The organism is Dehalococcoidia bacterium (assembly GCA_035528575.1).
Lineage (GTDB): Bacteria > Chloroflexota > Dehalococcoidia > E44-bin15 > E44-bin15 > DATKYK01.
Map to the genome: position 1 here is coordinate 1 of DATKYK010000017.1, position 13,519 is coordinate 13,519.

13 protein-coding genes are annotated in these 13,519 nt (G+C 49.1%); 11 read left to right on the forward strand and 2 right to left on the reverse strand.

All coding sequences use genetic code 11. The annotated features are described in order from the left end of the window. Window positions 1–559: 559 nt before the first annotated feature. The 6 genes from VMX96_03075 to VMX96_03100 all read left to right on the forward strand — a co-directional run bounded on the left by VMX96_03075 (window position 560) and on the right by VMX96_03100 (window position 5,866). Window positions 560–1,480, forward strand: coding sequence for a CFI-box-CTERM domain-containing protein (locus VMX96_03075; GenBank protein HUU62891.1), 921 nt, complete (start codon window positions 560–562; stop codon window positions 1,478–1,480). A gap of 416 nt (window positions 1,481–1,896) precedes the next feature. Then, window positions 1,897–3,045, forward strand: a complete 1,149-nt coding sequence (locus tag VMX96_03080) for a CFI-box-CTERM domain-containing protein (protein HUU62892.1) — start codon at window positions 1,897–1,899, stop codon at window positions 3,043–3,045. Between the two features lie 149 nt (window positions 3,046–3,194). Further along, the gene (locus tag VMX96_03085) at window positions 3,195–4,541 is read left to right on the forward strand and encodes a CFI-box-CTERM domain-containing protein (GenBank protein HUU62893.1); all 1,347 of its coding nucleotides are present in this window, start codon (window positions 3,195–3,197) and stop codon (window positions 4,539–4,541) included. Between the two features lie 257 nt (window positions 4,542–4,798). Beyond that, a complete protein-coding gene (locus VMX96_03090) occupies window positions 4,799–4,939 on the forward strand; it encodes a GIY-YIG nuclease family protein (protein HUU62894.1) in 141 nt (46 codons plus the stop codon). A 168-nt stretch (window positions 4,940–5,107) separates the two neighbouring features. Next, entirely contained in the window at window positions 5,108–5,404 is a 297-nt protein-coding gene (locus tag VMX96_03095; protein ID HUU62895.1) for a hypothetical protein, read from the forward strand. A 141-nt stretch (window positions 5,405–5,545) separates the two neighbouring features. Next, entirely contained in the window at window positions 5,546–5,866 is a 321-nt protein-coding gene (locus VMX96_03100; protein HUU62896.1) for a hypothetical protein, read from the forward strand. On the opposite strand, the gene VMX96_03105 is transcribed toward VMX96_03100, so the two are convergent. Both VMX96_03105 and VMX96_03110 read right to left on the reverse strand, forming a co-directional pair. Further along, a complete protein-coding gene (locus VMX96_03105; protein HUU62897.1) occupies window positions 5,848–6,063 on the reverse strand; it encodes a hypothetical protein in 216 nt (71 codons plus the stop codon). The two genes, VMX96_03100 and VMX96_03105, sit on opposite strands and share 19 nt — an antisense overlap. Window position 6,064: 1 nt before the next feature. Further along, complete coding sequence (locus VMX96_03110; protein HUU62898.1) at window positions 6,065–6,970, reverse strand: DDE-type integrase/transposase/recombinase; 906 nt, start codon at window positions 6,968–6,970, stop codon at window positions 6,065–6,067. Window positions 6,971–7,314: 344 nt separating this feature from the next. Between VMX96_03110 and VMX96_03115 the strand changes: the two genes are divergently transcribed. The 5 genes from VMX96_03115 (at window position 7,315) to VMX96_03135 (ending at window position 13,024) form a co-directional block, all read left to right on the forward strand. Next, entirely contained in the window at window positions 7,315–8,325 is a 1,011-nt protein-coding gene (locus VMX96_03115; protein HUU62899.1) for a CFI-box-CTERM domain-containing protein, read from the forward strand. Window positions 8,326–8,476: 151 nt separating this feature from the next. After that, the gene (locus VMX96_03120; protein HUU62900.1) at window positions 8,477–9,610 is read left to right on the forward strand and encodes a leucine-rich repeat domain-containing protein; all 1,134 of its coding nucleotides are present in this window, start codon (window positions 8,477–8,479) and stop codon (window positions 9,608–9,610) included. Window positions 9,611–10,136: 526 nt separating this feature from the next. Continuing rightward, window positions 10,137–11,555 (forward strand): right-handed parallel beta-helix repeat-containing protein, encoded by a 1,419-nt coding sequence (locus VMX96_03125; protein ID HUU62901.1) that lies wholly within the window; start codon window positions 10,137–10,139, stop codon window positions 11,553–11,555. A 78-nt stretch (window positions 11,556–11,633) separates the two neighbouring features. Then, window positions 11,634–12,620, forward strand: a complete 987-nt coding sequence (locus VMX96_03130) for a CFI-box-CTERM domain-containing protein (protein HUU62902.1) — start codon at window positions 11,634–11,636, stop codon at window positions 12,618–12,620. A gap of 290 nt (window positions 12,621–12,910) precedes the next feature. Next, window positions 12,911–13,024 carry a hypothetical protein gene (locus VMX96_03135; GenBank protein HUU62903.1) on the forward strand — a complete coding sequence of 38 codons (114 nt, stop codon included), beginning with the start codon at window positions 12,911–12,913 and terminating at the stop codon, window positions 13,022–13,024. Window positions 13,025–13,519: the final 495 nt, after the last annotated feature.

A 13,519-nucleotide genomic window follows, 5' to 3' on the forward strand; every position in this document is an offset into this window, starting at 1 on the left:
GAGCCGGATTCCACATTCCCTAACACCACCGCCTGATGGGCGTCTCGAGATGCCCATCGAGATGCCGAAGTATACCTCATGAGAGGCCTCCCTACAAAAAACCACATTTTTGTAAGGGTATTCCCCACACAAAAAAATACATACTTTCCCCACAAAAAATACATACTTTCCTTACAGACAAGTGGCGCATCTTGTGTTATTCTGAAAGAGAGCCTTTTGCCAGGCGCTTCCTGCAAGTAGCCACAATCACATACGGGCAAGACTGAGGATTCACACAAAAAAAAGAATATCGGCTCAGGAAGTATGGTGAATACTTGGTTTGTCCAAAAATAAGCCTTTAAGCGGGGCGTAGAAGCCCATCGCTTGAGGCTTTTATTTTTTTAGTTCCACGCAACTTTTGTTACATACCTCCTGACTGAGCTTTTTGAGCAAGGCTAAATAGTGATTAAGCCTCATTAGTTTGAAAGGGAGTTGAAGGAATTAAAACAAGGATAAACAGCGGATTTCAGCGAGTTAGTGTAGAGTCGATTCAGTTTAAAAGTAGAAGGGGGGTGAAAGAGTGAAAGCGAAGATAGTCTATTTGACAATGGCATTGGTGCTGGCAACGGGATTAGCAGTAGCTGCAGTACCCAGCGCCACTGTCCAGGCGGCGGACGAGGATCGTGATAGTTTCCAGGTGTGGGTGGAAGAGTGGCAGGATTTCGACGCTGACTACATTTACACCTGCACTCTGGCCGGTGAGTGGATTATTCATGAGATTGACCTCACGGGGCGTGATCAGGAGTTGACGGGGCCGTTGCTCATAAAGATAGAAAATGATGTCCCCGAGTGGACAGGATTTATACCCTATGGTCAGCTAGCGGTTGATTGGGCTAAACTCTACGTGGGGGCAGACGTAGTTGATTTCGTCGACATCGGCGACCCGGTCAGTGAGGCAACACACCTTCTAAATGATTGGGGCCCAATAGAACCTGACACTAGCGGTGGTTATTATGGGGATTTGGCAAATGGTGGTTCTCCAGACTATACCTCGGTGGACAAGAAGTGCCGAGTTACGCATTTTCCCGGTGGTACCTATGACTGGGCTCAGATTACACTGGATGCCGGGGAGGCCAATGCTACCAAGCTGGTGCTGAGGGTACTTGACGGAATAACTGGGACTCCACCGCCTACACCTACACCAACGCCTACCCCTACCCCTACCCCTACCCCTACCGGCCCTGAGGTTAAATGCTTCATCGCCACGGCAGCCTACGGCACAGCGGCCGCTGCGGAGATCGATGTGTTACGGGCCTTCAGGGATGAAGTGCTGCTGGAAAATAGCCTTGGCTCTCAGCTTGTGAAGCTGTACTACCAGACCAGCCCTCCGGTAGCGGACTTCATATCGGAAAACAGCCTCTTGAGGACCATTGTGAGGGAGCTGGTGATCGACCCCATGGTAGGTGTCGCCACATTCACACAGGGTATTTGGGGGAAATAGCTGAGGGGACACGATAGCTTGTTCTAAGATGACCCCTGGCCAGACCGGGGTGAGGTATACTTCGCCGCTGGGAGTGGAGAACCCTGGCGCTGGAGGTTTTTTATTAGGCTCCAGAAAGACACACTATGTTATTCCCCCGACATCGTATAAAAAAGCCGTTAATAGTGATTAAGCCTCAAGAGCCGTGGAAGGTGTGGACGAATAAAAATAATGACATTCAGCAAGTTTAAGTTGATTAAGCTAGCTTCATATAGATTTCAAAGTAGAAGGGGGGCGAAAAAGTTAAAGCGAAGATATTTTATTTAACGTTAGCATTGGCGCTTACGTTCTCGATATCAGTCGCAGCGATAACGACAGCAAGCCCTGCAATAGCGGCGACAAGTGCTTTACAGGATGGTGGCACAAGATTGGTCGCAATGCAGCAGAACGATGGAGGATGGGATTGGCCGCTATACGATGGCGACCCTAATGATCCCAGCCCACAGAACACTATCGGGCCAATCGGTAAGGGACTGGCGGAGGCGTACAAGGATACGGGCGATGCCTTTATGTACACTGCTCTGCAAGACGTGGCTACGTTCCTGCAGGCTAAGACCAATACCTTCTCTCCACCTGATGGCTACCTGGCTGCCGAGCTCGATAGCATCTTGGGCGGAACGACTAATGTTCTCCACGTCAATACATATTTCTACGGCCCGCTGGCCGCAGGTACGTATGATCGGAATGGAGAAGGTACGGAGTATAACGCAGAGGGCTATATAGACTGGCTCCAGGCTCGACGAGAGGGTACGAATTGGGCGGCGTGGGACATTGGCATGGGGGTAGTGGGGGCCGCTTCGGCAGGCGTGACCGGCAGTGAACTTGACTACTGGATTCAGGGAGTCAAGGATGAAATCAATGAAATGGACGGAGCGCTTACAGGTGACGTGGCCGGTCTGGCAGGGGGCCTCTACGGGCTGGCCTTTGTCCGAGAGGATTTCGACCCGACTGCCGGCGAGCACGCATCTGCCAGCAACCTGAACGATCTCGCGGATATTCTAGCCAGCTATCAGGTCGCTGAGTCCGGCGGTTTCGCCTGGAACTCGCTGCATGTTGCACTGGGTGAGGAGTGTGTCCAGGAGACGGCCTACGCGATTTTAGCGCTGGCGGAAGTCGGCGGATATAATAATGAGACCGGCAGCGCCGCACGTTACCTGGAGGGCGTCCAATTGGGCACCGGCGGCTGGGAGAATGGTGTCGGTGAACCCGGAGAGAACAATGAGTACACCGCTGAAGCCCTGTGGGGGATTGCAGTTGCACCGGCTAATGGTGGTGGCTGCTTCATCGCCACCGCTGCCTACGGCACGGAGGCCGCGGCGGAAATCGACACTCTCAGAGCCTTCAGGGATGAGGTGCTGCTGAAGAGCACAGTTGGCTCTCAACTTGTGGAGTTGTACTACAAGACCAGCCCTCCGGTAGCCGATTTTATTTCAGAAAACAGCCTCTTGAGGACCATTGTGAGGGAGCTGGTGATCGACCCCATGGTGAGTGTCGCCACGTTCACACAGGGTATCTGGGGGAAATAGCTGACCGGCATCGTATAGAAAAGGTGTTAATGCTACTTCAGCCTCAAGAGCTGGAGAGTGGATGATGAAATAAGGGCAAAGACATTCAGCGAATTTCAGCGATTTATTGCAGAGTCGATTCAGTTTAAAAGTAGAAAGGTGGTGAAGAAATGAAAGCGAAGATATTCTATTTGACATTAGCGATAGTGATGGCAGTGGCTCTCGTAGCGGCAATACTCCCTGCTATTGTTGCTGCGGATACCCCGGCAAATCCCACTGACTTATGTGTCGCAGGCGAGGAGGAATATATCTTCTTGGATTGGTTTGCCAATATTGAAGAAGACGTGATGGGGTACAATGTTTATCGCAGCACCTCAAGCGGTACTTTCTACACTTGCATCGCAACCACTACTGCGGGTACAGATACGGAGTGCGAATATAGGGATTATTACGGTTTACCCGGGGGCATCGAATATGGCATCACTTATTACTATGTGATAACAGCTTTTGATTCGATAAATGAGAGTGGTTACTCCAACGAGGTCAGTTCTGAGCTTAATAATCCCCATTTCACATATGTTCCCCAAAAAACTACGCTGTCTGTTTATGCTGGAAGTTCAGTTGACTTAGACATTACTATAGGGCTATCGCAATGGGATAGTGGGTGGACATCGCCGATACAGGCAGAGATGTATTTGGGCAGCCAGAAGCCATTGGATTCTTATCCTTTTACCGCCACTTTCGATCCGGCAACCTTTGACCTAACGAGCGTAACTGACAAGCAAATCGTGTCAGTCACCATAAACGCACCGGCAGAAATAACCCCCGGTGATTACGAGGTCAGGGTGAGCGCTAACAGGACAGGTGATTTAGATGGACAAGAGCTAAAGGATGGAACAGGATGTAAGATTAAATACTTACATGTATTAGAGGCACCCACACCTACACCCACTCCTACTCCTACACCCACTCCTACTCCTATACCTACACCAACACCAATGCTTACGCCAACACCAACACCAACACCAATGCCTACACCAACACCGACGCCTACTCCCACGCCAACCCCGACGCCTACACCTACACCAACGCCAACCCCAACCCCAACCTCAACGCCAACCCCAACGCCAACCCCAACCCCAACCCCAACGCCGACGCCGACCTCAACCCCCACCCCCACCCCTACACCCACACCCACACCAACCCCAACCACAACCCCTACGCCTACACCCACACCAACGCCTACACCTACCGGCCCTGAGTTAAAATGCTTCATCGCCACCGCAGCATATGGCACAGAGGCCGCTGCAGAGATCGATGTGTTACGGGCCTTCAGGGATGAGGTGCTGCTGGAAAGCACTCTGGGCTCTCAGCTTGTGGAGCTGTACTACCAGACCAGCCCTCCGGTAGCGGATTTTATATCAGAGAATGATGTGTTGAGGACCATTGTGAGGGAGCTGGTGATCGACCCCATGGTGAGTGTTGCCACATTCACACAGGGTATTTGGGGGAAATAACCGCGGGGACACCATAGATTTTACTAAGATGACCCCTGGACAGACCGGGGGAAGCTAACTTTCGCCGCCGGGAGTGGAGAACCCTGGCGGTGAAGTGTTTTTACCAGGGTTCGGGAAAGACCCGACGAGCCATTAATCAGTGAAGTCCAGATTCAAAATACCTTACCATAGGTGAGAATCCAAACGAATCAGCGTAGCTTTGCGTCCTACTCTTTATTAAGGGGTCATCATCCGGCTTGACCGGATGATCCAGGTAAATGGATAAAGACTACTATGTTTACGTCCTGGCAGACCAGAGGAATGGGACTCCATATGTTGGGGTTACTTCAAATCTGATTAGAAGGATACGGGAACACAAGAAAAAGGCGATTGATGGAGGGATTTGTATACTGAGTTAGTTTCTGGGTTGCCCGATCAAGTCGGGCAATGACAGGTACTGTAGGAGATAGGCAATGACAGGTTAGGTGAAAGTCGGGCAATCTTCTCTTTCGATCCACGAATTAAGGACGAGTAGGTTCTCCTCGATTGTGGTTGACATATTCTAATAAGCCTCCTAGAATAACGGTATGGATAGAGAACAAAAAATAAAAGAGTTAACAGATGTTTCTGCGGTGCGACGAATGGTTTTTGAGCGCGTAAAAGATTTAGTGGGAGATTACCAAGCAAAGAAAGAATCGAGCCAAATTGAAGAATTTGCCGAATTTGTATTATTGCGAGATTCCATAAAGAAAACCTTCGCACCACAAAACCTTTTTGAGCAGCAACTTGTTGAGTTCGTTCTAGCCTTTGCTGCAGCATTTTGTGATGCAATAACCGAAAATAATCGGCGATGGCTTCAGGTTCTTTCTGAAGAGGAAACATAATACCTAATAATTCACAAAATTCAGGTACACTCAATAGTTCTAATGAACCTTCAATAAAGTATGATTTTATCTCAGGAAGGTTTGAAACTCGACAACTAATCTTTTCTATATTCATACAAAATCCTTATTTGGAGGTATTGATTGGCAATAGTAAGTAAATGGAGACGCCTTAGTAATACCGAATCTATAAAAAGGATTCCACAACAAGCAGGAGTTTATGAGCTTGGAGATAGGAATAGAAATATAATATATATAGGTCATGCTGAAGGTGGTAATCTGCAAAATAGAGTTAAAGTCCATATTAACGACCCTTTTAATGAATGTATACGCATACGAGCCATTTATTTTCGATGTAGAGCACAAAAAGCACATAAAAGTGGGGAGATAGAATTGCTTAGACAATATAAAGCACAAAATAATGGCAATATCCCCCCTTGTAATATTCAAGACCCCTCACCTTGACATTCACCGACTGCCGTTCCTGTGCCAGCAAAGTCCCCAGATTTATCAAAATAAAAGTCTCGATTGCCGTCTTTAAAGTTGCCATAAATAGTGAAAAGATTAAATAACCCTTCTTTATTCACACTAAATTTTAATGTTAAGCCACTAATCGGGTCTTTTATAACCTGGCGTTTTACTTTAAATATATCATTATTCATCCTAATGATATTCCCCTTTCACTACATCTAGCCAATTCTTATACGGAAACTTAATACCTGCCTTCTCTGCTGGTGTTATGTTTCCTATACCTTCATGTGGTCTAAAAAAGTTATAGTGAACTAGCCACCCGTTCATTATGAGGGTGGCTGTTTCTCGCTTCTTTAATCCCCGCATTATTTTGGTGCGGGCTTTCAGCGACCCATGAAACCTTTCAATTAAATTTGTATTAGGCTGTACACGAAAACCTTTAGCTTGAATATGCCTAGTCTCTGCGCCAAATGCTAACTCAATGCCGTCTAGGTATGCTTGCAACTTATCGGTGATAACTGTTTTAGGGGCTTTGCCAGCTCTCCTTTCAGCACTTTCCATCAATACCCTAGCACTTGGGGTAGTGCGATTAACAGAAATATGAGATGCTAACAAGAACCTTGTCTTATCGTCAATTATGTCCCAAAACCATATATTTCTACCTCCAATTTTTAATACAGTCTCATCGGCTATCCAAATGTCGCCTACTTGCGCTGTATAGTCTTTAGCTACCGAGACAGCTATCTTTGTATATTTAGTTATCCATCCATACACAGTTGAATCAGACGGATAATTATTGTACGTTTGCTCTAAGTTTCGCCTGATAGCATTTAAAGACATGCTCTCATAAAACATACTTAAAGCCGAAGCTATTTGCACCGATGGGGTTTTCATCCCTATTGGTGCATCGTTATCAGCGAACTTCCTCTTGCAGTCCTTACACCACCATCGTTGCCGATTTTGCCAATGCCCATAGCGTACTATGTGCCTTGAACCGCAGAATTTACACTTTTCAGGCGGTAAATAAGCACTAACCTCTTTTATTACTTTAATCATCCCCTCCTCTAACCATCGCCTTGTTGCTCTTGATATTCTCATACTTACCCCCTTCAGAGTAAGTATGAGATTCGTCTCCTATATCGTCAACCACATTCGAGCAGTACCGACGAGTACAGCAGCTTGACAAAAAGCCTTTCTTGTGATAGATTTTACACGGACCGACGAGCCAGCACCGGCCGGCGGGTGGAAATAGCTACAACCATATAACGGGAAGACGAGGGTTCACGCCGAATAGAATATAGGCATAGGAGGTGTGGCCGTATCGTCTGCCCCCAGAGAAGGACCTTCGCTCGGGGTGGAGAGCCCTGGCTGCGGGGGTTTTTTTAACTCCACGCCAAACCCGTGTGCGATTCTAGTAAAATAACTTGAAAAAGGAGGGTGAAATGAGAATGGGCCATAAGTTGCTCATGGCGATTTTACTTGTTAGCTTGCTGGCACTGCTAATTCCGGCTCAGGTTGCCACAGCCGACGAAATAGTCAATTTCCCCGACCCTAATCTAGAGGCAGCTATTCGTGATGAGCTAAGAATGCCTACAGGAGACATCTACGAGTCTGACCTTGCCCGGCTTACCGTCCTTCACGCCACTGAAAGGGGTATAATTGACCTCACAGGATTGGAGTACTGCATTAATCTGATTACACTTTGGCTTCCGGGCAACCAGATAAGCGACATTGCGCCGTTATTTTACCTCACCAAGTTGCAAAGCCTTTATCTCGGTTGGAATCCTTTAGGCGACTTATCTGCGCTATCAAGCCTTACCAGCCTGACTATTCTTGACCTCCGTTGCACCCAGATAAGTAACATCTCTGCGCTATCAAGCCTCACCAGCGCGAATATATTCTACCTAAGTGCCAACCAGATAAGCGATGTCTCTGCGCTATCAAGCCTCACCAGCCTGACTGAGCTCTGGATAGGTAACAACACGATAAGCGACATCTCTGCGATATCAAGCACCACCGGCCTGACTAAGCTCTACCTCTATGAAAACCAGATAAGCGATGTCTCACCGCTCGTGACGAACGCAGGACTCTCAGAGGGAGACTGGGTTAACCTCCGTCACAATCCATTAAGTGCGGATTCCCTCGACATATATATACCTGAACTTCAGGATAGGGGTGTGCTCGTGCTTTACGATACTGGCGGCTGCTTCATCGCCACCGCAGCCTATGGCACATCGACAGCTGAGGAACTCGACACGCTCAGGGCCTTCAGAGATGATGTTCTGCTCCAGAATAGCATTGGCTCTCAATTGGTGGAGTGGTACTACCAGACAAGCCCTCCGGTAGCCGATTTTATATCGGAGCACCAGCCGTTAAGGACGTTGGTCAGGGAACTCCTGGTTGACCCCGTTACCTGGTTAGTCGAAGCCACGGGGACTCTCTGGCGGGATTAGGGCAGCTTCACCCCAGCCTGTACACAGGCATCTTAGCAGCCCTGGGGCGGGCATTTTATCCATCTGTGTTCCGCAGGATTGCCACAGGCCAGAACATGGCAGGAGTATGAGCGAGTAGCCCAGCCATGTGGATTTGTGGGGGGCAATAAAAATGAGGGAGCCAATAAAAATAATTCTCGTGGCGATAATAGCAATAGTCATAATTGCTATTATTACAGTCACTGCAATTGGTATAACAGGAGGGTTTTCTAAAGAAGAGCCCCCTACCCCTACACCTACGCCTACATCGACAGCCACCCCTGCGCCTACGCCTACATCGACAGCCACCCCTACGCCTACATCGGTAGGCACCCCTACCCCTATGCCTACACCAACCCCCGTTGTCGACCCTCAAGTCGGAACGAATGAAGTAGTCTATTTTCCCGACCCCAACCTTGAGACGGTAATAAGGGAGGTGATAAGAAGGCTCACTGGAGATATTTATAAGTCTGACCTTACCCGGCTTACCCGCCTTGTAGCCTGGGATAGGGGTATTGTTGACCTCACGGGATTGGAGTACTGCACTGGTCTCACTGCACTCGTACTTTCTGCAAACCAGATAAGCAACATCTCTGCGCTATCAAGCCTCACCAGCCTGATTAGGCTTGACCTTACTGAAAACCAGATAAGCGACATCTCTGCGCTGTCAAGCCTCACCAGCGTGACCAGGCTTGACCTCCGTGGAAATCATATAAGCGACATCTCCGCGCTATCAAGCCTCACCCGTCTGAATGAAGTCTACCTGGGTGGCAACCAGATAAGCGACATCTCTGCGCTATCAAGCATCACCAGCCTGAATAAGCTCTTCCTGAATAACAACCAGATAAGCGATGTCTCACCACTCGTGGCGAACGCAGGACTTTCAGGGGGTGATTATTTAACCCTCTGTATCAATCCATTAAGTACAGATTCCGTCATTACATATGTACCTGAACTTCAGGGGAGAGGTGTGTACGTGGTATGCCCTGTTGCCACAGATATCGACGAGGTAGAATTCTGCTTCATCGCCACCGCAGCGTATGGCACATCGAGCGCTGAGGAAATCGATGTGTTGAGGGCGTTCAGGGATGGGGTACTGCTGGAAAGCACAGTGGGCTCTCAGCTCGTGGAGTGGTACTACCAGACCAGCCCTCCGGTAGCGGACTTCATATCGGAAAACAGCCTCTTGAGGACCATTATGAGGGAGCTGGTGATCGACCCTATGGTGAGTATTGCCACGTTCACACAGGGTATTTGGGGGAAATAACCGGGGGGACACCATAGCTTGTTCTAAGGTGACCCCAAGCGAGACCGGGGGAGGTACATTATGCACACTGGGGGTGGAGAACCCTGGCTGCGAAGTATTTTTACCGGGTTCGAGAGAGACCCGACGAGTACAGCAGCTTGACAAAACGCCTTTATTGTGATAGATTATACATACGGCCGCCGAGCCAGCACCGGACGGCGGATGGAAATAGCGACAGTCATATAACGGGAAGACGAGGATTCACACCGGCAACAGAATACAGGCATAGGAGGTGTGGTCATATCGTCTGCCCCCAGAGAAGGACCTTCGCTCGGGGTGGAGAACCCTGGCTGCGGAGGTTTTTTTATTAGGCTCCGCAAAGATTTCTTTTTGTTATTTTCCCGACATCGTATAGAAAAGCCGTTATTGCTGCTTCAGCCTCAGGAACTGGAGAGAGGGGTGGAGGAATAAAAACAAAGACGATTCAGATGGTTTAAGCTAATTAAGCTGGCTTCATATATATTTCAAAGTAGAAGGGGGTGAAAAAGTGAAAGCAAAGATAGTATATATGGCACTGGCACTCGTGCTGGTTTTCTCACTGGCAGCGGTGGTGGTTCCAGAAAGCCCGGCGATGGCGGCAGACACCTGGTATGTTGACGGTGCACAAGGAACTGACGATGGCACCCATGGTACAGGTCCTGGTACCGATGCTTTTAAAACTATCCAGTATTCCATAAACGATGGCAGAGTTGGCAACGGTGACACCATCATCGTTGCAGCGGGGACTTACAGCCCTTCAACTAACGGGGAAGCAGTCCCAATAGTCATCAGCAAATCGGTAACTCTGAAAGGTACTCAAGCTGATGTGGATCCCAGGCCCAGCAGCGGCGGTAGGAGCGGTGCCGAATCAGTAATTGACGCAGAAGAAACCAGCAATGCCGTCGTGCAGATTTCGGCTGCTGACGTTGAAATAAATGGCTTCACCATAACCGGTGGAATCGGTGATATGGTGGAAGAGGTCGGTTCCGCCGATAGGCTTCTCTTCAGGTATAACATTCTCTACGACGATCTTGCGACATGCCCAGGAGACGAAGCAATTCAAATTAATTACTCCGACGGCGTGGTGATAGAATACAATTACGCGTACAACATCTGCGAAGACGCATTCAATATATCATATTCGACTAACGGCGTAATTAGGTGTAACGAAGCGCGCGGTATCAACACGATACACGGGGCCATCTATTGCTATGATGTAGCAGGAGTGGAGATCATTGGAAACATTTTATACAACGTCATCAACGGTGATGGGATAAAACTGGGGGATTCAGGTGAGCCTGTCACGGGCATAGTAGAGTGCAATAAAGTGCATGACACCGCACTAAATGGCATAAAGATTGAGGGTAATACCAGCAGCCTTGCTATTGAAAAGAATACCATCTACAACGCTGACGGAGATGGTATACAGATTAAAGATGATGTCAATGCATCAGATATAACAATACATAATAATAACATATATGACAACACAGGCAATGGCTTAACTAACAACGATTTTCTCCACCAGGTGAATGCCGAGAACAACTGGTGGGGCTGCGACACCGGGCCAGGTACCTCTGGCTGCGATTCGGTGATGGGCGATGTGGACTACGAACCTTACCTAAGTGAGCGAACAGAAGAGTGTAAGGTGTGTGGAGAGGGAGGAAATGGAGGAGGCTGCTTCATCGCCACCGCAGCCTACGGCACAGAGGCCGCTGCGGAGATCAATGTGTTGAGGTCGTTCAGGGATGAGGTGCTGCTGGAAAATAGCCTTGGCTATCAACTGGTAGAGTTGTACTACCAGACCAGCCCTCCGGTGGCAGACTTCATATCGGAAAACAGCCTCCTGAGGACCATTGTGAGGGAGCTGGTGATCGACCCCATGGTGAGTGTTGCCACATTCACACAGGGTATCTGGGGGGATTAAGCTTGGGGCAGAGTAGCTTGAGGAAGCGAGATTGATCGGGTCTAGGGTTGGGTAAAGCAAGCGGCAAAGGGGGTATAAATGAAAGCCAAGATACTCTATTCGGCAATAGGGCTGGTTATGATTCTGGCCCTGGCGGCGGTGGTAGTGCCGGCAGGCCCCGCGTTGGCGAATGACATTGCGTCATCAACACTGCATTTTGAGGGGGCTTTAACGGAGGCTGGTGGAGTATACACCGGCACGATTGCCATGACCGAGGGCACCTACTATATGACTGGTGGGCCTGGATGTGTTGATGGACAAACACCAGACGGCGGTCCGTGCAACGGCGGCTTTGACATTTATGCGGAAGAGGGTGGCACCGGTTATCTCCATGATTCTACCCACGACCCGGGGGAGACCACAATTATAGGTTCCGATCATGACTTCTATCACTCTGGTGGGGGATGGGGAGCTTATTACGATCCCGATTGCGTTGACTGGTACAACTATGAGTTGACACTTACAACTGACCATTGGTATTTGCGTTACAATGGCGGAGTTCTGGGCAGTGGGGTAGCAACACCAATGTCTGGTTCGATGAGCTGGTCTGCCATGTATGCCTCGGAAGATGACATCGGTGTTCCGTCCCCTGATCCTGCATATCCCGGTGAAGCTGCTCTCCATGGTGGTGGTTCCCAAGCTTGGGATATTGACTGGACTTGGGGTACTGAGGCGGTTCCTCTAGAGTTTCGTGGATTCGATGTTGAAGTAACAGATCTGGGAGAAGGGGACTATAGTGTTACTATGACGCCGGCAGAGGAAGGGGGAGAAGGAGGCTGCTTCATCGCCACCGCAGCCTACGGCACAGAGGCCGCTGCGGAAATCAATGTGTTGAGGGCGTTCAGGGATGAGGTGCTGCTGGAGAGCACTCTGGGCTCTCAACTTGTGGAGTGGTACTACCAGACCAGCCCTCCGGTAGCGGATTTCATATCGGAAAACAGCCTCTTGAGGACCATTGTGAGGGAGCTGGTGATCGACCCCATTGTGAGTGTTGCCACATTCACACAGGGTATTTGGGGGAAATAGCTGAAGGGACACCATAGCTTGTACTAAGATGACCCCAAGCGAGACCGGGGGAGGTACATTATGTACACTAGGGGTGGAGAACCCTGGCGGCGAAGTATTTTTACCGGGTTCGAGAAAGTCTCGACGAGCCCTTAATCAGTGAGTCCAGATTCAAAATGCCTTACCATAGGTGAGAATCCAAAAGAATCAGCTTAGCTTTGCGTTCGACTCTTTATTCACGGATTAAGGGGTCATCATCCGGCTTGACCGGATGATCCAGGTAAATGGATGAAGACTACTAGGTTTACGTCCTGGCAAGCCAGATGAATGGGACTCCATATGTTGGGGTTACCTCAAATCTGATTAGAAGGATACGGGAATACAAGAACAAGGCGATTGCTGGAGGGATTTGTATACTGAGTTAGTTTCTGGATTGCCCGATCAAGTCGGGCAATGACAGGTTAGGTGAAAGTCGGGCAATCTTCTCTTTCGATCCACTGATTAAGGACGGGCACAGCAGCTTGACAAAAAGCCTTTCTTGTGATAGATTATACATACGACCGTCGAGCCAGCACCGGACGGCGGATGAAGATAGCGATAGTCATATAACGGGAAGACGGGGATTCACACCGACAATAGAATACAGGCATAGGAGGTGTGGTCATATCGTCTGCCCCCAGAGAAGGACCTTCGCTCGGGGTGGAGAGCCCTGGCTGCGGAGGTTTTTTATTAGGCTCCACGAAGACCCCTTATGTTATTTACCCGGCATCGTATAGAAAAGCCGTTAATGCTGCTTCAGCCTCAAGAGCTTAAAGGGGGGTAGAGGAATAAAAACCAAGACGATTCAGCTGGTTTAAGCTAATTAAGCTGGCTTGGTATAGGTTGCAAAATTGCATTTAGGTGTTCGTTGCTCGGGTCGA

What these genes read in the sequence shown, in the direction of transcription:
- VMX96_03110 (HUU62898.1), bottom strand. Translation starts at nt 6,970, where the DNA reads ATGAGAATATCAAGAGCAACAAGGCGATGGTTAGAGGAGGGGATGATT.
- VMX96_03130 (HUU62902.1), top strand. Translation starts at nt 11,634, where the DNA reads ATGAAAGCCAAGATACTCTATTCGGCAATAGGGCTGGTTATGATTCTG.
- VMX96_03115 (HUU62899.1), top strand. Translation starts at nt 7,315, where the DNA reads ATGAGAATGGGCCATAAGTTGCTCATGGCGATTTTACTTGTTAGCTTG.
- VMX96_03090 (HUU62894.1), top strand. Translation starts at nt 4,799, where the DNA reads ATGGATAAAGACTACTATGTTTACGTCCTGGCAGACCAGAGGAATGGG.
- VMX96_03095 (HUU62895.1), top strand. Translation starts at nt 5,108, where the DNA reads ATGGATAGAGAACAAAAAATAAAAGAGTTAACAGATGTTTCTGCGGTG.
- VMX96_03085 (HUU62893.1), top strand. Translation starts at nt 3,195, where the DNA reads ATGAAAGCGAAGATATTCTATTTGACATTAGCGATAGTGATGGCAGTG.
- VMX96_03105 (HUU62897.1), bottom strand. Translation starts at nt 6,063, where the DNA reads ATGAATAATGATATATTTAAAGTAAAACGCCAGGTTATAAAAGACCCG.
- VMX96_03120 (HUU62900.1), top strand. Translation starts at nt 8,477, where the DNA reads ATGAGGGAGCCAATAAAAATAATTCTCGTGGCGATAATAGCAATAGTC.
- VMX96_03080 (HUU62892.1), top strand. Translation starts at nt 1,897, where the DNA reads ATGCAGCAGAACGATGGAGGATGGGATTGGCCGCTATACGATGGCGAC.